Annotated in this window: 24 protein-coding genes; 8 read left to right on the top strand and 16 right to left on the bottom strand. The window is 72.8% G+C overall.

Features of this window, described 5'->3' with window-relative positions:
* The first annotated feature begins 28 nt into the window (after window positions 1–28).
* Both UG55_RS17985 and UG55_RS17990 read left to right on the top strand, forming a co-directional pair.
* Window positions 29–1,051 (top strand): glycosyltransferase family 9 protein, encoded by a 1,023-nt coding sequence (locus UG55_RS17985; RefSeq protein WP_066070522.1) that lies wholly within the window; start codon window positions 29–31, stop codon window positions 1,049–1,051.
* A gap of 19 nt (window positions 1,052–1,070) precedes the next feature.
* Window positions 1,071–2,252 (top strand): zinc-dependent alcohol dehydrogenase, encoded by a 1,182-nt coding sequence (locus UG55_RS17990; RefSeq protein WP_066070407.1) that lies wholly within the window; start codon window positions 1,071–1,073, stop codon window positions 2,250–2,252.
* Here UG55_RS17990 and UG55_RS38470 read toward each other — a convergent pair.
* The 11 genes from UG55_RS38470 to lysS form a co-directional block, all read right to left on the bottom strand.
* Window positions 2,236–2,832, bottom strand: a 597-nt coding sequence (locus UG55_RS38470) for an SRPBCC family protein (protein WP_242424700.1), incomplete at its 5' end; no start/stop codon positions are given. The genes UG55_RS17990 and UG55_RS38470 overlap by 17 nt on opposite strands.
* Before the next feature lie 374 nt (window positions 2,833–3,206).
* The gene (locus tag UG55_RS18000; RefSeq protein WP_066070413.1) at window positions 3,207–3,851 is read right to left on the bottom strand and encodes a hypothetical protein; all 645 of its coding nucleotides are present in this window, start codon (window positions 3,849–3,851) and stop codon (window positions 3,207–3,209) included.
* Window positions 3,848–4,687, bottom strand: a complete 840-nt coding sequence (locus UG55_RS18005) for a GvpL/GvpF family gas vesicle protein (protein WP_066070415.1) — start codon at window positions 4,685–4,687, stop codon at window positions 3,848–3,850. The genes UG55_RS18000 and UG55_RS18005 overlap by 4 nt, the downstream gene beginning before the upstream one ends.
* A gap of 3 nt (window positions 4,688–4,690) precedes the next feature.
* On the bottom strand, window positions 4,691–5,170 hold the full coding sequence (locus tag UG55_RS18010; protein ID WP_066070418.1) for a gas vesicle structural protein GvpA: 480 nt from the start codon (window positions 5,168–5,170) through the stop codon (window positions 4,691–4,693).
* On the bottom strand, window positions 5,167–5,676 hold the full coding sequence (locus tag UG55_RS18015) for a gas vesicle protein K (protein WP_083986940.1): 510 nt from the start codon (window positions 5,674–5,676) through the stop codon (window positions 5,167–5,169). The genes UG55_RS18010 and UG55_RS18015 overlap by 4 nt, the downstream gene beginning before the upstream one ends.
* Complete coding sequence (gene gvpJ / locus UG55_RS18020) at window positions 5,673–5,972, bottom strand: gas vesicle protein (protein ID WP_083986941.1); 300 nt, start codon at window positions 5,970–5,972, stop codon at window positions 5,673–5,675. The genes UG55_RS18015 and gvpJ overlap by 4 nt, the downstream gene beginning before the upstream one ends.
* Window positions 5,965–7,068, bottom strand: a complete 1,104-nt coding sequence (locus UG55_RS18025) for a GvpL/GvpF family gas vesicle protein (protein ID WP_242424701.1) — start codon at window positions 7,066–7,068, stop codon at window positions 5,965–5,967. The genes gvpJ and UG55_RS18025 overlap by 8 nt, the downstream gene beginning before the upstream one ends.
* Window positions 7,043–7,567: a gas vesicle protein gene (locus UG55_RS18030; RefSeq protein ID WP_066070531.1), complete on the bottom strand. Its 525-nt coding sequence runs from the start codon at window positions 7,565–7,567 to the stop codon at window positions 7,043–7,045. Before UG55_RS18030 ends, UG55_RS18025 begins: the two co-directional genes overlap by 26 nt.
* Before the next feature lie 81 nt (window positions 7,568–7,648).
* A complete protein-coding gene (gvpO, locus tag UG55_RS18035; RefSeq protein WP_083986942.1) occupies window positions 7,649–7,951 on the bottom strand; it encodes a gas vesicle protein GvpO in 303 nt (100 codons plus the stop codon).
* Window positions 7,952–8,283: 332 nt separating this feature from the next.
* Window positions 8,284–8,733 (bottom strand): hypothetical protein, encoded by a 450-nt coding sequence (locus tag UG55_RS29180; RefSeq protein WP_157901529.1) that lies wholly within the window; start codon window positions 8,731–8,733, stop codon window positions 8,284–8,286.
* Window positions 8,734–9,242: 509 nt separating this feature from the next.
* Complete coding sequence (gene lysS / locus UG55_RS18045; RefSeq protein WP_066070425.1) at window positions 9,243–10,988, bottom strand: lysine--tRNA ligase; 1,746 nt, start codon at window positions 10,986–10,988, stop codon at window positions 9,243–9,245.
* Window positions 10,989–11,301: 313 nt separating this feature from the next.
* On the opposite strand from lysS, the gene UG55_RS18050 reads away from it, so the two are divergent.
* From UG55_RS18050 to UG55_RS18075, 6 genes are all read left to right on the top strand, one after another.
* Complete coding sequence (locus UG55_RS18050; protein ID WP_066070428.1) at window positions 11,302–12,168, top strand: hypothetical protein; 867 nt, start codon at window positions 11,302–11,304, stop codon at window positions 12,166–12,168.
* Window positions 12,169–12,246: 78 nt separating this feature from the next.
* Window positions 12,247–12,681 carry a hypothetical protein gene (locus tag UG55_RS18055; protein ID WP_066070430.1) on the top strand — a complete coding sequence of 145 codons (435 nt, stop codon included), beginning with the start codon at window positions 12,247–12,249 and terminating at the stop codon, window positions 12,679–12,681.
* Window positions 12,682–12,822: 141 nt separating this feature from the next.
* The gene (locus UG55_RS18060; RefSeq protein WP_066070540.1) at window positions 12,823–13,746 is read left to right on the top strand and encodes a PfkB family carbohydrate kinase; all 924 of its coding nucleotides are present in this window, start codon (window positions 12,823–12,825) and stop codon (window positions 13,744–13,746) included.
* Window positions 13,746–14,513: a 5'/3'-nucleotidase SurE gene (surE, locus tag UG55_RS18065; protein WP_066070432.1), complete on the top strand. Its 768-nt coding sequence runs from the start codon at window positions 13,746–13,748 to the stop codon at window positions 14,511–14,513. Before UG55_RS18060 ends, surE begins: the two co-directional genes overlap by 1 nt.
* 61 nt (window positions 14,514–14,574) lie before the next feature.
* The gene (locus UG55_RS18070) at window positions 14,575–15,099 is read left to right on the top strand and encodes a hypothetical protein (protein ID WP_066070435.1); all 525 of its coding nucleotides are present in this window, start codon (window positions 14,575–14,577) and stop codon (window positions 15,097–15,099) included.
* 259 nt (window positions 15,100–15,358) lie between these two features.
* Window positions 15,359–16,642 (top strand): GDSL-type esterase/lipase family protein, encoded by a 1,284-nt coding sequence (locus UG55_RS18075; RefSeq protein WP_242424703.1) that lies wholly within the window; start codon window positions 15,359–15,361, stop codon window positions 16,640–16,642.
* A gap of 39 nt (window positions 16,643–16,681) precedes the next feature.
* Here UG55_RS18075 and UG55_RS18080 read toward each other — a convergent pair whose 3' ends face one another.
* The 5 genes from UG55_RS18080 to UG55_RS18100 all read right to left on the bottom strand — a co-directional run bounded on the left by UG55_RS18080 (window position 16,682) and on the right by UG55_RS18100 (window position 21,121).
* Window positions 16,682–17,407, bottom strand: coding sequence for a class I SAM-dependent methyltransferase (locus UG55_RS18080; RefSeq protein WP_066070543.1), 726 nt, complete (start codon window positions 17,405–17,407; stop codon window positions 16,682–16,684).
* 57 nt (window positions 17,408–17,464) lie between these two features.
* Complete coding sequence (locus tag UG55_RS18085) at window positions 17,465–19,078, bottom strand: CYTH and CHAD domain-containing protein (RefSeq protein ID WP_066070441.1); 1,614 nt, start codon at window positions 19,076–19,078, stop codon at window positions 17,465–17,467.
* Between the two features lie 194 nt (window positions 19,079–19,272).
* Window positions 19,273–19,536, bottom strand: coding sequence for a hypothetical protein (locus UG55_RS18090; protein ID WP_199865181.1), 264 nt, complete (start codon window positions 19,534–19,536; stop codon window positions 19,273–19,275).
* 145 nt (window positions 19,537–19,681) lie between these two features.
* A complete protein-coding gene (locus UG55_RS18095) occupies window positions 19,682–20,131 on the bottom strand; it encodes a ChaB family protein (RefSeq protein WP_066070445.1) in 450 nt (149 codons plus the stop codon).
* Window positions 20,132–20,161: 30 nt separating this feature from the next.
* Window positions 20,162–21,121, bottom strand: coding sequence for a Rieske (2Fe-2S) protein (locus tag UG55_RS18100; protein WP_083986943.1), 960 nt, complete (start codon window positions 21,119–21,121; stop codon window positions 20,162–20,164).
* Between the last annotated feature and the right edge of the window lie 12 nt (window positions 21,122–21,133).

Genomic DNA, 21,133 nt, shown 5'->3' on the forward strand with positions numbered 1-21,133 from the left:
GGTGGTGCGGGTGGCGCGGGTGGCGCGAATGAGCGTCCTGGCACTGCGGGCACTCGGGCTGGGTGACCTGCTCACCGCTCTGCCCGCCCTGCGCGGCCTGCGCGCGGCGCTGCCGGGACGCCGGATCGTGCTCGCGGCCCCGCGCTGGCTGGAACCGGTCGCGCTGCTGTCGGGAGCCGTGGACGCCGTCGTGGACACCGCGCCGCTGGCCGTGCCCGCCGTGCGGTCGGCGGAGCTGGCGGTGAACCTGCACGGCCGTGGCCCGCAGTCGACGGCGGCGCTGCGCGCGACCGCCCCCCGCCGGCTCTGGGCCTTCGACCTGCCCGGCGGGCCTCGGTACGACGCGGACGCGGGAGCGGCCCGCGACGAGGTGGAAGGCGCCACCGGCCGGGCGGGGCGGGAGCCGGCACGGGTACCGGAACACGAGGTGCGGCGTTGGTGCCGGCTGCTCGCCGCCCACGGCGTGCGCTGCGACCCGGACGATCTCGCGCTGCCCCGGCCGAACGGCGTCGCGGCCGCGGATCCGCTGCTTTCGGCGGGCCCGGTGGTGGTACATCCGGGCGGAGCGTCGCCGGCCCGGCGCTGGCCCGCCGAACGGTGGGGAGCCGTCGTCGCCGCGCTCGCCCGGTGCGGCCGCCCCGTCGTGGTGACGGGAACAGCCGCCGAGGCCGACCTCGCCCGGCGGGTCGCGCGGCTCGGTGGGCTGGCGCCGGAGGCCGTGCGCGCCGGCCGGACGGACCTGCCGGGTCTATGCGACCTGGTGGCCCAAGCGGCGCTGCTCCTGGCCGCCGATACGGGCATCGGCCACCTGGCGACCGCCTACGGCACGCCCTCGGTGCTGCTGTTCGGCCCGGTCTCGCCGGCGGAGTGGGGGCCTCCGCCGGGACGCCGGGCCCACCGCGCGCTCTGGGCCGGGCGGGACGGCGACCCGTCGTCCACCCGGCCCGATCCGGGTCTGCTGTCCATCACCGTCGGCGACGTTCTCTCCGCCGCGGTTGACCGCGCCCGGCCAGGCGGGGCTGTCCCCCCGACACATCCGACGTCCGCGTGAAGGAAGGCTGGGAGACACGATGAAGGCAGTGACATGGCACGGTCGGCGGGATGTCCGCGTCGACGAGCGGCCCGACCCGCGGATCGAGCAGCCCGGTGACGCCGTCATCCGCGTGACCAGCACGAACATCTGCGGGTCCGACCTGCATCTGTACGAGTCCCTCGCCGCGTTCATGACCGAGGGCGACATCCTCGGTCATGAGGCGATGGGCATCGTCGAGGCGGTCGGCAGCGACGCCGGCGATCTGAAGGTCGGCGATCGGATCGTGGTGCCGTTCCAGATCTCCTGCGGCTCCTGCTTCATGTGCGACGAACAGCTCTACTCGCAGTGCGAGACGACGCAGGTCCGCGACCAGGGCATGGGCGCGGCGCTGTTCGGCTACTCGAAGCTGTACGGGCAGATTCCCGGCGGGCAGGCGCAGTACCTGCGGATTCCGCACGCCCGTTCCACCCACATCAGGGTTCCCGAAGGCCCGCCCGACGAGCGGTTCGTCTACCTGTCGGACGTCCTGCCCACGGCATGGCAGGCGGTGCGGTACGCCGCGGTCCCCAAGGGCGGGACGGTGACGATCCTCGGGCTCGGCCCGATCGGGGACATGGCCGCGCGGGTGGCGGCGCACCAGGGCAGCCGGGTGATCGCCGTCGACCTGGTGCCCGAGCGGCTCGAGCGGGCCCGGGCCCGCGGCGTCGAGGTGATCGACCTCCGTCGGCACAGCAACGAGCTCGGCGACGTCATCAGGGACCTGACCGACGGCCGGGGGCCGGATTCGGTCATCGACGCGGTCGGGATGGAGGCGCACGGCTCGCCGTTGGCGCGTTCGATGGTCCAGCTGGCCGCGCGCCTGCCGGCCGCGGTGGCGGCGCCGCTGGCCCGCACGGTCGGCGTCGACCAGCTCGCCGCGCTCCGCTCGGCGATCGACATCGTCCGCCGCGGCGGCACGATCTCCCTCAGCGGTGTCTACGGCGGGATGGCGGATCCGCTGCCCATGATGACGTTGTTCGACAAGCAGCTCCAGCTCCGGATGGGGCAGGCCAACGTCCGCCGCTGGGTGCCGGAGATCCTGCCGCTGCTGACGGACGACGACCCGCTCGGCGTGGAGGGGTTCGCCACCCACACCCTGCCGCTGGCGGAGGCGCCGCGGGCCTACGAGATGTTCCAACGCAAGCAGGACGGCGCCGTGAAGGTCATCCTCCGGCCCTGACCTCCTCGCCCTCCTGTGCCCGGACGTCCTCGCCGTCCTGGGCTTCGGACTCGCCCGTGCCCGTGCCCTCGTCCGTGCCCGTGCCCGTGCCCGTGCCCGTGCCCCTGCCCTCGTCCGCGTTCTCGTTCTCGTTCTCGTCCGGGGAACGCACGACCTCGCCGTCGCGGATCTCGCCCCGCCAGGAACCGGTGGCCTCGCCGCGGAGCATGACGAACCGGCGGAAGTTCTTCAGATCCAGGCGGGCCCGCCGGCCGCCGGCGCGCCACAGGTTCCCGGTCTTCTCGAAGAATCCACTGGGGTAGTACTCCATCGCCAGCATCACCCGCGTCAGGTCGTCGGCGAGAGGATGGAAGGTGATGGCGCCCTTGGTCGAGCCCTTGGCGCCCTCGGACGTCCAGGCGATTCGGCGGTCGGGGATCTGCTCGGTGACCTTCGCCTGCCAGCTCCGCCTGGATCGGAAGACCTTGACCCGCCAGTTCTGCTCGGTCTCGCTCTTGGCCTCGACCGCCTCGACACCCTTCATGAACTTGGCGAACTCGGGGAACTGCGTCCACTGGTCGTAGGCGACGGACACGGGAACNCCGACGTCCACGGTCTCCTCGATGTTCGTCGCCTTGGGCGGCCCGGCCTTCCCGCCGGCCCCGCCCTTCGCCGCGCCGAGAACCCCCTTGACCTTGTCCTTGACGTTCGACAGGAGCGTCCCCGCGGTCGCCTTCAGGGGAGACTGGCCCTCGGCCAGCCTGCCGGCGCCCTCGGCGAGCGAGGAGATCTTCCCGCCGGAATCACTGAGGCCGTTGAGCTTCTCCGTACCCGAGGTGAGCCGCTCGCCCACCCGGCCGATCAGCCGGCTGCCGCCGGCCTTCGCCAGCTCCCCCGCCTGGTCGGCCAGTTTCTTGGTTGCCGGGCTGTGCAGGAGGGTGCCCATCAGGCCGTTCGGATGCTCCGCCGTACGCGTCATCGCGAACCTCCAGCGCTCGCTCCCTGCGCCGCGTGCTCCAGCGGGCCGCGGCGCGTGTCCTGACGTGACCCGGCAGACCTGCCCGGGAACCGGCGTTCGGCGCCGGGTTCCTGCTGGCCCTCGCCCTCGCCCTCGCGTTCGCTCTCGTCGGCGCGCTGACCATCGTGATCGTCACGGCTGCCCTGCGCCACGGAACCGGCGATGCCGCCGAAGGTCTTCCCGGCGTCCCCGAAGGTCTTTCCAGCGGTCTCGGCGGCGGTCCCGGCGCCCTCGCCGACAGCCTCCGCGCCCTGACCGGCGGCCTCCGCGCCGTCCCGGACGAGCTTCTCCGAGTCACCCAGCGCCGCGGTCAGGCGTTCCGTGTGTTCCGCCAGCACGCCGGAGAGCCGATCGAGCTGCGACTCGTAGACCGCCACCACGGCGCGGCGGCCGGCTTCCGCGGCCGGGCCCCTGAGCTGGCCGGCCAGCTTCTCGCCTTCCGCGGAGTGCGTCAGCCGGACCAGCTGGTCGCGCAGCAGATCCTTCGGGTGGTAGTTGCGGCCCGACAGCCACAGCCCCAGGCTGATGGCCGCCTTGGCCTTCCTGGTCCGGCCGAGGACGTAGCCTCCCACGAGTGCCAGGCCACATTTGACGTTGCTCATCGGGGCTCCTCTTCCTCCCGGTCGGCTACCCGCCGGTCGTGCACACCCCACCCCCAGCGGCCCGAACCGCCGAAGGTGTCGCCGTCCGCGGCGGCTGGTTGGGCATCGGTGAGTACCCGGTCGGGAAACTCGACGAAATCGACCGCGGGCAGCGGTCCGACATATTCGATGGTCAGCTGTGGACGGTCCGCCCGGAGGCGGTCGACGGCGGCGTCGAAATCGCCCAGCGCCTCGGCCGGGACGAGAAACGCCCAGCTGAGCAGGGGATCCTCCGGCCCGCCGTGGTGGCGGCGCGGCTGGTCCGCGCGGGCCAGCGGGCACAGCGCGTCCAGGATCTCCCGGGCCTGCTCCGTGCGATGGGCGACGACGAGCTCCGCGATCCGCTGTCCAAGTTCGAGCCGGCCGTCCAGGTCCTCCGGGGGCGGCGAGTGGGCCAGCGAGGTGGCACCCACCGCCTCGGCGAGCTCGGTCTCCTCCGCCTCCCCGACATCGAGATGCAGCTCGACCAGACCGTCGATGGCGTCGAGCCGTTCCGGGAGGCTGTCCTGGACCGGTTCGAGCACCTCGGCCCGCACGGCGCCATCGTCCGGGGCGACCGTTCCCAGCCGCACCGGCAGCACCGGACCGTCCGCGAGCAGGCCCTGCAGAATTTCTAGATGCCTGACGGCCTCGCGCTCCCCGATCTCCCCGAGGTCGGCTGCCGCGCTGACGACCGCGGCGAGCGGCCCCGAACAGACCAGGCGCAGCGGCGACGGCGGACTGCCGATGCCGAGCGCCGTGCCCGGCTCCGGAAGGCGATGACCGGCCCGGACGATGCCGTACAGCACCACAGGCATGGCTCACACCTCCCGGCCGCCGCGGCGCCCCGTCGGCGCGGACCGCCCGTCGGGCAGCCCCCGCCCGTCGCCGCCGTCGCGGGCGTAACGGCTGTGGTCGTGCCGGTCAGCAGTGGACGGGGCCACGTGCAGTGCCTCGGCGACGTCATCGGCGGCTTCCAGCGCCGTCTCCTTGAGACCACCGAGAGCTCCCTTGACCCGGTGCCGAGATGTGGTGTCGGTGACCTCGCGCATGAGTCCCGGCAGTCCCGCGACCTGCTCCTTGGGCTGGAGGTCCAGCCGGTTCACCGCTTCGGCGAACCGGAGGTAGGTGTCCACGCTGGCGATCACGATGCGCGCGTCGATGGTGAGGATCTCGATGCCCACCAGGGCGACACGTACGTAGGCGTCGATGACGATGCCCTTGTCCAGAACGACGTCGAGGACGTCGGCCAGCCCACTCGGCCTGGGCGCCCGTCCCATCGGATAACTGGCGACGGTCATGGCGCTGTCCTCGCCTTCTCCCGGAGGCCGCGCCCCCGGGTGGTTGCCTTCTCCGCTTCCGCTTCCGCTTCCGCTTCCGCTTCCGCGGCCCGACCCGCGCGCGCGGGCCGGGGTCGGAAATCCCCGCGGGCGGCGCGGTCGTCCTCCGCCGCCAGGAGCTGACCGGCCCGGGTGACGGCGGCTTCGGCCTCCTGGGCGGTCAGGCCCAGCGACTCACGGACCCGCACCAGGCTGGCGCGGATCTCCAACAGGGCGCACCCGAGGTCGTCGATCTGCGCGTCGGTCAGCCCACCGCCCTCCATGCGGCGGATGGCCTGTCGCTCGAGCACCTCCCGCAGCAGTTCCAGCACGACCACCACCAACTGGCCCAGCCCGCGCCCGACGTCCTGTGGATCGGCGTCGAGCCGCAGCCGCGGACCGGCACCCGATCTGGCGGCACCCGATCTGGCGGCACCCGGCCGGATCGGGTTCGACCGGGGCCGTCGGTCGCCGGGCACGGCGGTCATGGCCGGATCCCACCCGTGCCTTCGAGCGCGGTCTGGACGCCTACCAGCAGCAGGCGGAGATCGACACGCAGGAGGTCCACGCCCGCGAGGGCGATGACCACGTCGCCGCTGACCACCGCGCCGGTGTCGACCAGCCTGTCCAGCAGATCGGCGAGCGGTTGCGCCGAGTCCCGGGCCGACCGCCTGCCGCGGGTCACCGCCGAGGTGCCAGTGCCAGTGCGGGTCCCTGTGCGGGGCCCGGTGCCGGTGCCGGTGCCGCGGTGCCGCGGTGGCGGGACGTATCGCTGATCAACCACGCTCCTCACCTGTCCTCCCGTCTCCACCCGGCGTTCCGTCTCCACCGAGCGTCAGGTGGACGAAGGAGTAGGGCGGCCACGGCCCTGTCACCGAGGCCGTGTACCCGACGTTCTCCAACGACGGACCGAGCCGCTCCGCCGCGTCGAGGAACTCCTCCTCCTCGGCACGGTCCACGAGATAGGCGCAGTCGAAGGCCCGGTCGGGCCGGCCGGGGCGGCGGGCCACGTCACGCGCGTGGGCGAGCAGCTCCCGATGTGCCCGCTCGATGAGCCGGGCCGTCTCCTCCCGTTGTCGCTCCTGCTCGCGCAGCTCGTCCCGGCGGGCCGACAGGTAGGCGGCGCCCGCCCCCGGACCAGCGGTTCCGCCCGCACCGGACGGCACCTGCGCAACCTCGTGCTCCCGGGATTCGGACCGTCCCGGGGCGTCGATCCGAAAGCCCCACTCGCGGGCGCCGCGGAGCGCGTCGAGCGCGCGGGGGAGCTCGGCGGCCGGGTCGCCGAGGATCTCGCCCGCCTCCCGCGCGCCGGGCAGCACGGTGCCGAACCGGAGCGGCAGCACGGCGCCGCGGTCCTGCAGCTCACGCAGGACCTGATCGTGGCCGCGGGCCAGGGCGGCGAGCGGACCCGTCTCCGACAGGTCCTCCTCAAGGTCGCGCAGCAGGTCCGGATCGATGTCCGAGACCACCAGCGAGACCTGGTCGCGGGTGACCACGTCCACCCGCGCCTCTTCGACCAGCCCCGGCAGATCCGAGACCTCGGTACCGGCCGGGACGATCCCGTAGGCGTAGAGCGCCCGGGGGTGGCCCCGCTCCGCGCCTTCGGGCCGCGGGCCGTCTGCTGCCTCTGTCTTTGCTGCCTCTGGCTCTGCGGCCGCTGGCTCTGCGGCCGCTGGCTCTGCCGCCGCTGGCTCTGCCGCCGCGGTCACCACCGCCTGCCCGCAGGCGGCTCTGGTGATCTCTCGGGCGAGGAGCTGCACGAGCTGCGCTCTCGCGACCTCGCGGGCCTCGGTGACGGCCTCGGCGACGACGCCCGGCGCGAGCCTGGCCGCCAGTTCGTCGAGGCCGCCGAAGTCAGCGTCCGCCGCGGCCACCGTCACGCCTCCGTTCCGCGTCCCGCACCCAGAACGGCTGCCGGTCGTCGTCACGCGCGCGCAGCCACCGGGTCTCCTCCGTTCTTCTCGTCTCCTCCTGCCTCATCGGGCTTTCGAGTCTCGTCGCGGTCTCGACCCTCGTCGGGCTCTCGAGCTGGGCGAGCCTGGATCGCAGTTCCTCGTTCTCCGCCTGCAGGGCCTGGACGGTCTCGGTGCCCAGCTCGCGTTCCCGCGCCTGCTCCAGCGACCGCGCCTCCCGGCTGTAGAAGGGATCCGTGGTCCACCAGTCCAGACCCATTTCGCGGGCGGTGTCCGCCGATGCAATGAAAAGCCGGAGTTTGAGGGTGAGAAGTTCGACGTCGAGAACACTGATGACGATGTCGCCGACGATCACGACTCCTTTGTCGAGAACTCGCTCCAGGACGTCGGCGAGTGAGTCCGAGTGTGGCCCGCTCAGGGTGCGCAGCCGCGGGGGACCGGCGAGGGAACCGCGATCGATCGTCATGACGCACGCTCTTCCGAAATCCGCCGAGCGGGGCACGTCCGCCGAGCGGGATCTCGACTCGTCGAGCGCCGGGGCGCGCACTCAGTCGGTGGCGCCGCGCACGAACCTCCGCAGTCGCTCATAGCCCACCAGGCCACCGCCCTCGTCGACGTCCAGCCGGTAGGTGGCGAGCACACTGGTCGTCGACGGGATGCGCTCCAGCTCGGTCAGATCCACCAGCAATGACCAGCCCGTGTCCGTCCGGCGTGCCCCGGTGACCCGTTCGGGGTCCTGGCCCACCAGAGCCCCGAACTCGCTGAGCGATCGGCTGACGATGGCGACGAGCCCGTCTTGTCCGACAGAGCGCGTTCCGCCCCCGCTGTCCGCCGAGTCGTTGCTTCGCATTGCCCCTACAGGTGGCTTCTCGGTCGCCCCCGGGGCCGCGGGCGGCGGGCCGGAAAAAAGTCCTACGCGTGCCGCCCGTGCCCAGTCACGGCGGCCGCAAACCGTTCCGTCCCGGCGGGGCCTGTTCGCCCGGGCCGGCGGGTGACGAGGGCCGCGCTGGTCGCGCCGCAGGCGAGGGACCAACGGGATGTTCCACCGCAGACAGGGCGGCGCACCGGGCCGGCCGGTCGCCGGACCTCCCATCTCCCCGCGTGCCAGCACCTCTTTCCNCGCGTGCCAGCACCTCGGGTCACAGACCCGCGATCCTGCGGAGCGATCCGCCGCGGAGCGGACTACCGCCAGGCGAACGGCGGCCGCCGGGTGTTCTTCAGATCCTTGTTGGGTCGTCGGAGCCAACTGTTTCCGGCGGTGTCGACGATCAGTTCCCAACTGATCTCCGTGACCGCCGCGTCGTCCGGGCGGAGGAGATCGTCCTCTATGGTCGCGCCCGGTGGAACCGGTGAGAAAACAACGATCTGGCGCCACGGCCTGCCCTGGATTCTCCTGGTCCGCACTCCGACCCGAAGCTCACGGACAGGGAGATCGCTGGCGTTCCTGGCCAGCAGGACGCCACCCTTGACCCACGCGCCGCACTTCCCTGCCTGGGCCCGCCGCTCCTTTTCGCGCGCCTTCCTGACCAGGCTTACGGATAAAGCCAGCGAAAGACATCCGACAAGTGCGCCCAGCCAGGAGGGAAAGGGTCCCTCGAGCTCCGTGCTGGCGAGAGTGACGGCAGACGTCACCTGACTTGGCCGACGTTGGCGCGGTCTTCCCGAAATCTGACTGGATTGTTCGGCCTGAGCCCAGTCGGGGCTGCGGTGGCAGGCGCCGGTGCAGCGAGCATCCGTGTGCGCACGTCTTCTCCTCGACAAAGAAGGGGCGGTGGAAACCCTCACGACCTACCGGCCATCCATTGTGCCACGCCTCGTGCCGGTGAGTCGTTGGTACAGAGCGCATCAATCCTTGATTGCCGAGGACTGCGCGACCGTCGCGGAAGCAGCCCGAACGTTTTTTGACATGGGGAAGTCGTCGGGATTGGTCGGCGGCGCACGGCGCCGCTGTTCCACCCCATCGCTGAGCCGCTGTTCAACCCACCACTGGCAGCTCTGCGGCAGGTGTCGGTGCGGCCGGTGTTCTGCCTGGCGGTGACCCCGCGTGCTGGTCCGTCACGCGGGGCCCTCAGGTGCGGTCAGCCCCACGCCGCCTCGACGTCGAGCTCGTCGAGGTCGTCGGGCAGCCTGAGCTCGCCCGCTCAGGCGTCGGTGAGCAGGGTGCGGATGCGGGGCTCGCCGACGGCCAGCAGCAGGGTGGGCAGGCGCGGCCCGGTGTCCTTGCCGATCAGCAGGCGGTAGACGAGTACGAAGAACGCCCGCTGCGCCTGCTTGAGCTCGGCGTTGGCGGGAGCGTCGGCGGGCAGGCCGCGCAGCAGCTTCGGCACCGCGTAGACCAGCGTGGTCAGTCCTTCCAGCGACCAGTGCGCGGCCAGGCCGTCGACGAGAATGGCCACCGCCTTCGCCTCGTCGGCGGACAGCGACGCCAGCAGGTCCCTGTCCGGTGTGTCGCGGACGATGGTGCGCTGCTCGGCCGGGACGTGCTCGCGGGTCCAGCCGCGGGCGCAGTCGGCCCTGGGCTGCAGGTCGTCGAGCGTGATCTCGTCCTGCCCGCCGCGCACCTGGCGCACGATGCGCAGCATCTGTGACTCGTCGTCGGCCGTGATGTCGCAGATCGAGGACAGCAGCCGGAACGGGAAGGTCTTCGCCGGCCGGGCGACCTCGCCGTGGTCGACGGTGCGCCGGGACCGCTCGACGACGTGGACGTCGGCCGGTTCGGCGGTGCCCTCGTCGACCCGGCGGTTCAGCGCGTCCCACTCGTCGTAGATCCGGAGCACGTCGGGCCCGAAGTCGACGGTGATCGCCTGGTTGGGCCGGCGCCGGGCATAGATCCAGCGCAGGATTCCGGGCTCAAGCACGCGCAGCGCGTCGGCGGGGGTGGGCGCGCCGCCCCGTGAGCCGCTGAGCTTGGCGGCGCCGCGTGCCCCGACGAACGAATACGGCAGGTAGACGGGCGGCTGACCGCCGAAGATCTCCCGGACGATCTGGCTGCCGACGGTGAAGCTGGAACCGGGGGAGGAGTGGTCCACCCCGCCGGCTTCGAACGCGACGTTCTCGTAGGCCCACCGCATCGGCCAGTCGATCTTCCAGACCAGCTTTCCGGTGGTCGGGCCGGTGACCGAGAAGGCGCCCTTGTTGCCGCAGGCGTGGCAGGCGTACTGGCCGGCACCCAGCGGCGCGTCGTAGGCGGTGACGGCGGTGGTGTCCCGCCCGCAGTCGCCGCAGTAGGGCCGGAACGGGAAGTAGCCGATGCCGGCCGCGCCGCCCGCATCCTCGTTCTCCTCCGCCGCACCGCTGGCCTCGGAGGCGTCGGTCTCGTCGGGCGCGGTGGCGGCGCCGGCTCCGGCGCCGCCGGCTCCGGCGGTGGTGTCTCCGGCCGGGCGCAGGGTGCGGTACCGGTCGAGGATCGCGTCGATCCGGGCGGCCTCGTTGATCGCTTTGGTGATTCCGGCGGTGTATGCCCCGGAGGTGTACATCTCGGTCTGGCTGATTTCGCGGATCTCTATTCCGAGCTGGCGCAGAGCCGCGCGGAACGGGGTCTTGAAACGCTCCGCCCAGTTCGGATACTCGCCCCAGGGGTCGGGCACCGCGGTCAGCGGCTGGCCGATGTGCTCGGCGAAGTCCGCGGGGACGCCCGCCGGCACCTTGCGCAGCCGGTCGTAGTCGTCCCAGGACAGGATGTGCTCGCAGGGCACCCCGCGGGACTTGATCTCCTCGGCGACCAGGTGCGGCACGATGATCTCGCGCAGGTTGCCCAGGTGGACGGGCCCGGACGGGCTGATGCCGGACGCGCAGACCACCGGCTTACCGGCGGGGGCTCCGGCGGCAGCACGCTCGATCGCGTCGTCAGCAGCCTTGGCGGCCCAACCACGCCAGTCCGTCGGCACCGTTCCACCACACCCTTACGCGACTGCGAACACCAGCGAGACCCGTCAGGGCTCTTTACAACCCTAGCCCTCGCCGGCCCGCGGTCGATCGTGCCCGGGCGGCGACCGGGCCCGATCGGCGCACCCGCCGGCAGTCACCCCTCGGACCGCTCGCGTTCGTCGAGCGCGTTCTGTCGGACGTGGGTGGACGCGTTCTGTCGGACGTGGGTGGAAGAGTCGTCGAACGATGATCCAGCCGCTGCGGCGACACCGCCGCGGCGACACCGGTACGGCGGTGGCCGCCACCGGCCCGGGGTGACCACGAGGAGGCGGGATGCGGGACCCGAACGGCATCGAGGGCCAGCCGGCGGCGGTGCCGGCTGACGTCCTGGACGAGCTCGCGGCCGCGGTCGCGGGTGTGCTGCCGACGTTGATCGCGCGCATCCCGCCCGAGCCGGCCGCCCAGCTGGGGCGACTCGGTGTTCCCGTGGCACCGGGCGAGCGCCCGATCGCGCCCGGGCGGGGCGGTCTCCCGTTCGTGGCACCCGTTCCGGTCGCCCGGCCGCAGCCCGCCCCGGGGCCGTACTTCGTCTCCGGCCCACCCGCGCTGCCCGCGCAGACGGGCGGGCCGAGCGCGTCGAGCACGTTGAGCGCGCTGCGCGGACTCGGGCAGCTGCTCCCCGAGCGGGTGCTCGGTGCCCTGGAGCTGGCCGTCGACGAGGTCGAACTGCCCGGGGTGCCGGGCGGCCTGACCACCAGCCTGCCCATCGCCGAAACCCAGCAGTGGTTCGTCACCGCGGTGGTCGGCGGCGGTGGTGGTACCGAGGAGGCGGTAAGGCTTCTTGACCAGCTCCGGCCAGGGGTGAGCGCGCTGGCCCACGCACTGGTCCAGGCGCTGGCCACACACCCGGCCATCACCCCGCACCTCGCGGTGGAGACATCGGCGCCGCCCCACTCCGAGCGGGACGGAGCGGCCGCGGAGTCCGCGATCGCGGCTCGGCACGGAGCCGCGTATCTGGCCCTCGCCGTCGCCACGGCCCGCGCCCTGCTGCGAGAGGTGGCCGTGCCGACGCCGCCGTCCCGGGCCGCCACGGTCGTCGGTCTGGGGCTCGGCACGGCGGCCCGGATACCCCATCCCGAGCGCCTAGCCGATTTCTCGTGGATCCGTATCGGGGGGCGGGGTACCCGCACTGTTCGGTAGGTGACACATAGGTGTCTGTACCGGGTGAACGGTGCAATCTGTGTCGACCCTTCCTCCAGGAAAGCAGGCGCGCAGATCATGGCCAGGCGGCGGACACCAATCGTCAGGGGCCGGGCAGCCCTCATCCTCGCGCTGATCGCCGTGGCAGCGGCCGGCCTGACCGCCTGCGGTTCCAAGAAGGACGCGGACAGGTTCGCGGAGAAGCTCCGAGCCCACGGCTACGGCAAGGTCGAGGTCTCGGCGGACAGGGAGCGCAAGAGCGGGAAGACCCGTCTCGTCGCCTATGACGCCCACATCCTGGTGAACACCGACGCCGACCCGCAGACCTGCGACGTCGAGCTCGAGAACGACGTGCGCTCCGCCAAGGGCGGACTCCTCGCCACCTTCGACGTGGACGAGATCCGCGACGCCCGTGGCGCCCGGCACGAGGTCGAGGATGACCGCAGCTGGCCGGACAACCCGACCCTCACGGTGCTCCGCGCGGAACTGGCCAGGCACTCGATCGACTGCTGACGCCCAGCCGCCGGCGGCCGCTGAGCCCCGGCTCCCGCGAGGGGTGTGGTACTTCCGGGGTGCGGGCACCGTCCTGGTGTGACGACATCCCTGCTGGGCGTGACGCCACCCGTCGGGGAACCGGCTCCGCCGCCGCGGGTCATGGTGTTCGCTCCGTCGCCGCTGCTGACGGTGACGATCGAGACGTGCCCGGACGGCAGCAGTGACCTCCACCTGCATGCCGGCGGCCAGGGAGTCTGGATCGCGCACCTGCTGACGGTCCTGGGCATCGAGGCCCGGCTGTGCGCCCCGTTCGGCGGCGAGACGGGCGCGGTGCTCGCGATGCTGGTCCGGCGCAGCGGAACCGCCGTGCGGCCGGTCGCGATGGACGGCGACAACGGCGGTTACGTACATGACCGGCGCGGCGGGCGGCGGGACGTCGTGGCGACGGTTCCGGCGCCGCCGCTGACCCGCCACGAGCTCGACGGGCTGTACAACACGGCGCTGGTGGAAGGGCTCGACGCCGGAGTGGCGGTTCTCGGCGGCCCGGACGGTGCGGGCGTGCTGCCCGCCGACACCTACCGCCGGCTGGCGGCGGACCTCCGCGGCGCGGGGACCCAGGTGGTGGCGGACCTGTCGGGGGAGTGCCTGACAGCGGCGCTGGCCGGCGGCGTCAGCCTGCTCAAGGTCAGCCACGACGATCTCATCCGGGATGGGCATGCCAGGTCCGATGACCCGGCCGAGCTGCGGGCGGTCACGGCGGAGCTGGTCCGCTCGGGCGCCGAGGCGGTGATCGTGTCGCGTGCGGAGCAGCCGGCGCTGCTCCGGGTCGGCGACCGCGCCGCCGAGATCCGCACGCCCCGGTTCACCATGCTCGACCACCGCGGCGCCGGCGACTCGATGACGGCGGGTGTCGCGGCCGGACTGGCGCGCGGCGCGGATCTCGACCACGCCCTGCGGCTCGGGGCCGCGGCGGGCGCGCTGAACACGACCCGGCACGGGCTCGCCACCGGTGAACGGGAGCTGATCGAACGCCTGGCGGCCCGGGTGGACATCCGCCCGGCCGGCGCGGGTGCCGCGCGCTGATGCACGCGCTGATCACAAACGACGACGGCGTCGACAGCCTCGGCCTGCGGGCCCTCGTCCAGGCCGCGGTCGCCTGTGGTGTCGAGGTGACGGTGGCGGCGCCGGACGGTGAGCGCAGCGGCAGCAGCGCCGCCCTCTCGGCGCTGGAAGCCGAGGGCCGCCTGCTCGTGGCGGAACTTCCGTTCGGCGGAGTTCCGGGTGTCACGACGGCGTTGGCTGTCCGGGCCTCCCCGGCTCTGATCGTCTTCGTCGGCGTTCGGGGTGCTTTCGGCCCGGTGCCCGACCTCGTGCTGTCGGGTGTCAACCACGGGCCGAACACCGGCCAGGCCGTGCTGCATTCCGGCACGGTCGGGGCCGCGCTGACCGCCGTCACCCATGGGCTGCCCGCGCTGGCGGTCTCGTGCGCCGCGGCGGAGCCGGCCCAGTGGGAGTCCTCGGCGCTGGCCGCGGGCCGTGCCATCGGATGGCTGCTGGCCCACCGCGGGCCGCCGGTGATGCTCAACGTGAACGTGCCGGATCTGCCGCCCGACCGTCTGCGTGGGCTGCGACCCGCGGCCCTGGCCACCTACGGCGCGGTGCAGGCCCGGATCGGTGAACGGGGACGCGGCTACCTCACCACCACTTTCAGGGAGGTAGCCGAGGAGTCCGTCCCCGGCACCGACGTCGCCCTGCTTCGGCAGGGCTGGGCGACGGTCACCGCCCTCGACCGGCCGACCGCGACCGCGGCGGTCGACCTCACTCCGCTCACCTGGGACGCGACCGCCTGAGCGTGGGTGCTGCGCCACCACCGGGTGGCTTGGGTCGGTGGCCAGCGGGCAGCCCGATGGCATGGGTGACGTGACCAACGAATCGGATCCGCGCCTGCTCGGCACCTATCTCAACGACCATCTGGCCGGCGCGGCAGCCGGGGCGGACCTCGCCTCCCGGATCGCCCGGGTGCATCAGGGCACCCCGTCCGGCCCGGTGCTCGCGCGGATAGCCGACGCGATCGAGCAGGACAGGTCGACTCTGCTGGAAATCATGGAGATTCTGGAGGTACCCCGAAGGCGCCACAAGATGTTGCTCGGGCGGCTCGCCGAGAAGGCGGGCCGGCTCAAACTGAACAACCGGCTGCTGCGGCGGTCGCCGATGAGCTCGGTGATCGAGCTGGAGTCGCTGTGGCTCGGCGTGAACGGCAAGTCGCGGCTGTGGCGGACCCTGCGGACCGTGGCGCCGCGGGACGACCGCCTCCGCCCTCGGACCGAGCTTTTCGATCACCTGCTCGACCGGGCCCGGCAGCAGGCGGAGGACCTGGAGGATCTTCGGTCGCGGGCGGTGGACGAGGTTTTCGGCGCCCGGCTACAGCCGGCCTGATGAAACAACCGAACACGGAGAGGCGGCGGCTCGGTACCGAATCCGCCGGCCGAAAAAGGGATACCGGAAATGAAGGTCACCGGATTCCCGCCGGCGGCCGGCCGCACTTCTCCCGCAACGCTGGCAGCGGCGGACCAGGTGTGTCACCGTCGGGCGCCGGAAAAGGCGTCCACCGCCAGCGGTCAGCTGTTGCGGGTGAGTGTGGGGCAGGGGTATCGAAATGTGGACGGGGAAGGTGGCGAGATGTCTGGCCGCCGTGATGTTAGCGGTGGCCGGCACGGGCCTGGCGGTCGTTTCCGCGGTCGTCGGTGCCGCGCCGGCCGGTGCGGAGACGAACACCTGCGCGACCGAGCGGTGGGTGGCCAGCTGGACCGCCAGCCCCACCGACGGCTCGTCGTTCGTCGACCCGTCCCTCGGGGTCATTCCCGAGCGGCTGTATCGGCAGACGCTGCGAATGGTGATCACACCGCATGTGGGCGGCTCGTCCGCCCGGGTGCGCCTGAGTAACCGCTTCGGCAGTGCGCCGCTGACCTTCGCCCATGTCACGGCGGCGCGTCAGCGCAGCGGTGCCGTGGTGGAGACCCCGGTCACGGCGACCTTCGGCGGCGCCACCTCCGTCACGGTGCCGGCGGGGCAGGACGTCGTCAGCGACCCGATCGCGTTGACCTTCGGCGCGTTCACGCCGCTGGCGATCAGCATGTACCTGCCGTCCACGGTCAGTCCGCCGACCAGGCACTGGAACGCCAACGCGACCTCCTACTACACCTGGCCCGGCGCCGGTGACCTCTCGACCCAGACCAGCGACGCCCGGTTCACCCAGAAAACGCTGAGCTGGTTCTATGTCGACGGCCTCGATGTGCTGGCCAAAGCGCGCACCGTGGTGGCGTTCGGGGACTCCATCACGGACGGTTTCGTCGGCGGAAGTTCCGTCAGCATCCCGGCGGACAGGAACGCGGCGGACCGGAACGGCCGCTACCCGGATCACCTGCAGCGCAGGGTGAGTCAGGCCGGGCTGGCGATCTCGGTGGTCAACGCCGGTATCGGCTCGAACCAGCTGCTCGGAACACTGCCGGTGGTCGGCATCGGTGGGCCGACCGGCCTGTCGCGTTTCAGGGCTGACGCGTTGGACATTCCCGCCGTCGCCGGAGTCCTGGTGCTTGAGGGCATCAACGATCTGGGCCTCGGCAACGGCGTCACGCCCGGGCAGATCACCGACGCCTACACGCAGCTGATCGCGCAGGCGCGCGGCGCCGGTCTCCGGATCTGGCTGGGGACGATCACACCCGCGGCCAACGCCATCGTGGACGGAACCTTCCTGGCGCCGAACAGCGAGAACTACCGGCAGCAGATCAACAGTTGGATCCGGGACCAGCGGCTCGCCGACGGCGTGGTCGATTTCGACGCAGCGCTGCGGGATCCCGCGCATCCGTCCCAGCTGCTGCCCGCCTACGCCTCGCCGGACAACCTGCACCCCAGCCTCGCCGGCTACCAGAAGATGGCGGACAGCGTGCCGCTCGACCTGCTCGCGGCCACCAGCTGTTGAGCTGCTCGACCGGCCGGTCTGACCGGCCGGTCTGACCGGTCAGGTCTGGTCGGGCGGGTTGGGGTTGAAGGCGACGAACGTGGCCACGCCGCCGATGAGCTCGATCTGGTGTTTGGCGAAGGCCGCGCCGAGTGCCCGGTCGAGTGCTTCCGCGTGGTCGTCGAGGTTGTGAAAGATGCCCTTTCGGTTGTAAAGGCGCATCAGCGCCCCCGCCGCTGCGGACTGGCGCGCGGCGGCGGCGAGGATGGTGGAGCCGAAGAGCACCGCCTGCGGTGCCAGGGCGGGCCGGATCGCCGTCAGCAACTGGCCCGTCTTGGTCGCGAGCTCGCCCGGCATGCAGTGCAGCAGGTAGTTCACGCCGACCGAGTCGAACGGGGCGCCGGGCAGTTCCCCCACCGGTTCGAGTGCGTTGCGGACCGCGGTCCGCGGGGCGTACCTGCTGATTCTGGCCGCGGCGGTCCGCAGGGCGTTCTGGTTGAGGTCCACCAGCGTCACGGCCGGGTTCGGGGTGGGCCAGCGCGCCTTGTCGAGGTAATAGCCGGTGCCGACTCCGATGTCGAGGTGCCGGTCGCTGGCATGCGCGTCGTACAGCCGGCGCAGCCGCGGGGTCGGGCAGCGCCACAGGAAGCGATTGGAGATCCCGAGGACTCCGATGTCGTAGGCGGCCAGCACCCACCGGTTGTAGGCGGCCTGGCCGGCGAGTACGTCGGCGGAAGGGCCGCTCTCCGGACCGCCCGCGGTATTGCCGTCGGTAACTGAGGTCATGCGGAGAGTCTCACCCACGGGCCGCGCGCGGGTCGAGTCCGTCCGCATCGCCGCACCTCAGCCGCGCAGCCACCGCCGGTACCGCCCGCGGGCGAGCTTCGGCCAGCGGGCGGTGAACTCGGCCAGCGTCCGTTCGGCGCGCGCCTTCTCCTGCCCGGTCAACAGGCCGTAGGTGTAGGACGACTCTCCCGCGAGATTCGCGGCGACGGCCCACTCCCGCAGGCGTTGCCGGGCCACCACACAGTCCTGATGCTCACCGAGCAGGGTCTGGGCGTACTTCGCCCGCGCGCCCAGCCGGGCCGCGTCCGAGCCGTGGACCGGGGTGACCGCCTCACAGGCGTAGCGCAGCCGCTTGGCGGCCTTGCGGGCCTCGTGGTGCGCGGTGTCGCGGGGCTGGCCAGCCGGCGCGCGGCCGGCCCGGTCGACCCGCCGGGTCAGCCGCCGGTCGGCCCGGTGGACCAGCCGGGGCAGCACCTTGGACGCCGGGCGCCGGGCCGGCGGCGTCTGCCCGGCGTCCGCGACGAAGTCCAGCAGCTCCCCGACGAGCATCAGGTACCGCTCGCCGCGCAGGTAGGCGTGGGCGGCCTCGAGACCGCGCAGCCGTTCCCCGACCAGCGCCTGCTCCGTTCTGGCCCGGACGGGACCGAGGACGTCCTGCGGCGGCTGGGCGTCGAGCGCCTGCCGGAACCGCGCGAGCTGCACCTCGGCGTCGCGCGGGACCCCGAGAACCTCACCGAGCTCCGTCAGCCCGACCCGGATCCGTTCCGCCCGCTCCGGGTCGAACAGCGGGCGGAACGTCTGCACCGTGCTGCGCAGCCGCCTGGCCGCCACGCGCATGTCGTGCACCGCCTCGGGCGCGTCCAGGCGGACCCGCGGGTCCTCGGTGAGCAGCCGGGCCGCCTGCTCGGCCAGGTAGCGGTGGATGACCTCGCCGGCCGAGCCGCTCCCCGTCGGGTGCGCCCCCGTCGGGTGCGCCCCCGTCGGGCGCGTTCCGGACGGGGCACCGTCGGGCCGATCCGCCCCGGAGAGGCCGGGCAGGTCGGCCCCGGAGAGGTCGACACCGGAAAGACCGCTGTCGGCCGCCAGCGCGCGCACCAGTTTGGACGGAGCCCGGGACGGACGCGCCCCGGCGGTGCGAAGTGCCCGCCCGGCGGCCGGGAGGACGGCTGCCCCGGCGTCGCCCACGGCTTCGAGCTCCACCTCGCGCCAGGTGGTCACCACCGTCGCCGCTCCCATGGTCCGGGCCTTGACGATGTCGTCCGCGATCTCGATCAGATCGGTGCCGTCGGCGTCGCGCAGCAGCCGCGCGCGGCGGATGGTGGACAGCTGGGCCACCGGCCGCAGGGCGCGGCCGCGCAGGTGCGCCGCCAGCAGGTCGAGGAACTCGTCGGGGATGGTTCCCGGCTCACCGGGCGGGCGCTGGATCTCGTCGCGTTCGCCGTCCCCGGCCGGCAGCTTGAGATGCCAGCCCTGGTCGTGGCCGCCCTCGCGGCGGCGCAGCGTCAGGCGGTTGCGGGCGAGCCGCAGATCATCGGTGTCGTAGTAGACCGCGTCGAGGTGGCGTTCCTCCACGCCGGAGACCGAGCTGACGCCGGGTACGCGGGTGAGCGCCGGCAGCACGAACGTGCGGTCGACGTCGAACTTGCGTTCCACCTCGTGTGTGTTACCCATGAGCGCGCTCCGGCTTCCGCGTGACGTGCACCGATCGACATGTCGCCTGTTCCCGGCCGGCGCCGGTGAAACCCCGGCCGATATCGCGGAATCGGAATCAGCGGATCGTGGAATGGAATCGCGGTGCGGGCGGCGCGGGCGGCGCGGCGTGGCCGGCCGGAGGCGGGTGCGCCCGGCCGGCCGCGCCAGGTGGGTCAGGGTGCCCGGTGCTCCGGGGGGAGCGTCAGCCGCCCGTCGTGGCCGATGCCCGCCGGCGTCCGGCGCGGCGGGCCGGGCACCTCGGGCTCCTCCCGGATGACCAGCCCGAGGTCGACATCGGCCAGCAGGTCACCCCAGGACGCGAAGTCTCCGACGACGAGTCCGTTACGGCTGACCCGCAGCACGCGGGCGTTGCGGCCGCCATCCACGGTGATGATGGTCTCGTCGATCGCGTAGTCGTTGTCGCTGCTCCATCGCATGGCAGCAGCGTTCCTCAGCCGCGGCGTGTGATCGCGGGCACACCGTCACCCGGCGCACAGACCTTCGCCGGGCCGCGCGGGACGTCCAGCCTGTGGCCGGCTCGCGGCGGATCGCGAGCTGGGACCGCCTGCTGGCGCACCGGGATCAGGTGCGCCGGGATCCGGTGCGGCGGGCCGCGGCCGTGGCCTTCCGGTTGGCCTTCTTGATGGCGTTGACCAGGTCGGCCTTGCGCATCGTCGACCGCCCGGCGATGTCCAGCTTCCGGGCGACCTCCCGCAGATGTGCCACCGAGGCGTTGGCATCGACGCCCTCAGCCGTCTCGGCCGGGTTGCGCAGTGAATCCGGGGCACGCTTCGCCGCCTGGCTGTCCGACGGGCCGGCACTCGCCTTCGGCTGCCAGTGGTCACCCACCTTCTCGTGAGTGTGCTTGAGCGACGCGAAGGCGGCGCGATGCGCGCGCTGGCCCTCGCCGTAGGTCTCCACCGCCGAGTCGTGGGTCTTCTTCCACGTCCGGACGGCCTTGTCGTCCGACCGCGCCACCGTCGCGGGGACCGCGGAGCGGGCCCGCTTCGCCTGCTGCTTCTTGCCTGCCATCAGCTCTCCCGTCTGTCGCCGGGGCGGCGTTCACACGTGCTCTCTCGTCTCGAACTTCCAGACGGAGGCCAGTTGGTCCTCGGTCGGGGCCGCGCGTTCTCCGTCCAGGCCCGGTGACGGCTCGGCGGGGGCGGCGCGCAGCGCCCGGACCTCCGGCCGGCGGATCTCCACCCGCCCGGCGACTTCGCGGACCTCGTAGACGGGCTGCGGACGGGTCGCCGGGCCCAGCCGGATCTCACCGGTGGCCAGCTCGAAGAGACTTCCGTGCCAGGGGCACCGGACGCAGTCCCCACGGCGGTCACCGCCGCTCAGCGGGCCGCCGCGGTGCGTGCAGTGTTCGCCCAGGGCGACGATCCGCCCGTCGACCCTGGTCAGCAGCACCGGGACTCCCTCGACCTCCACCCGGTGCAGGCCGGTTGTGACCTCGTCGGCGCCCAGCACGTCCGTCCATTCGGACGGCCCCCGCTGGAACGCGGTGGTGTCGACCCCCACCCCGAGCGCATAGGCGAGATGGCCGCCCAGCCAGCCGCCGGCGCCGAGAGCGACCGCCCCCGCGAGGCCGGCGGTGAGCCCGCGCTCGCCGCGGCGTCGCTGCGACCACGAGAGCGCGTAGGCGGCGAGACCCGCGACGTTGGCCGCGGCGTGCACCAGCCCGACCCGGCGCTCGGCGCCGCGGGTGTCGGCCCAGTCCGACCAGCCGGCCAGCGCGGCCGGCGGGGCCGTCAGCAGGCCGAACCCGATGAGCCGCCGGGCGGCCGGCCGGAAACCGGCCCCGGCGGTGACGTCCAGCACCGTCGCGCTCAGCAGCGAGCCCGCCGGGACGATGACGGCGGCGGGATGCAGCGGATGCCCGAGCTGCCGGCCGCTCAGGATGTCGCGCAACCGCTCCGACCGGAGAACCGCCGTCCAGAAGGCCCCGACGCGCTCGGCAGGCGCGTCCAGCCGCCGTTCCCGTTCCAGCCGGTCGAGGAGACGTTCGGAACCGCGCATCTCGGACCCTCC

The organism is Frankia sp. EI5c (assembly GCF_001636565.1).
Lineage (GTDB): Bacteria > Actinomycetota > Actinomycetes > Frankiales > Frankiaceae > Parafrankia.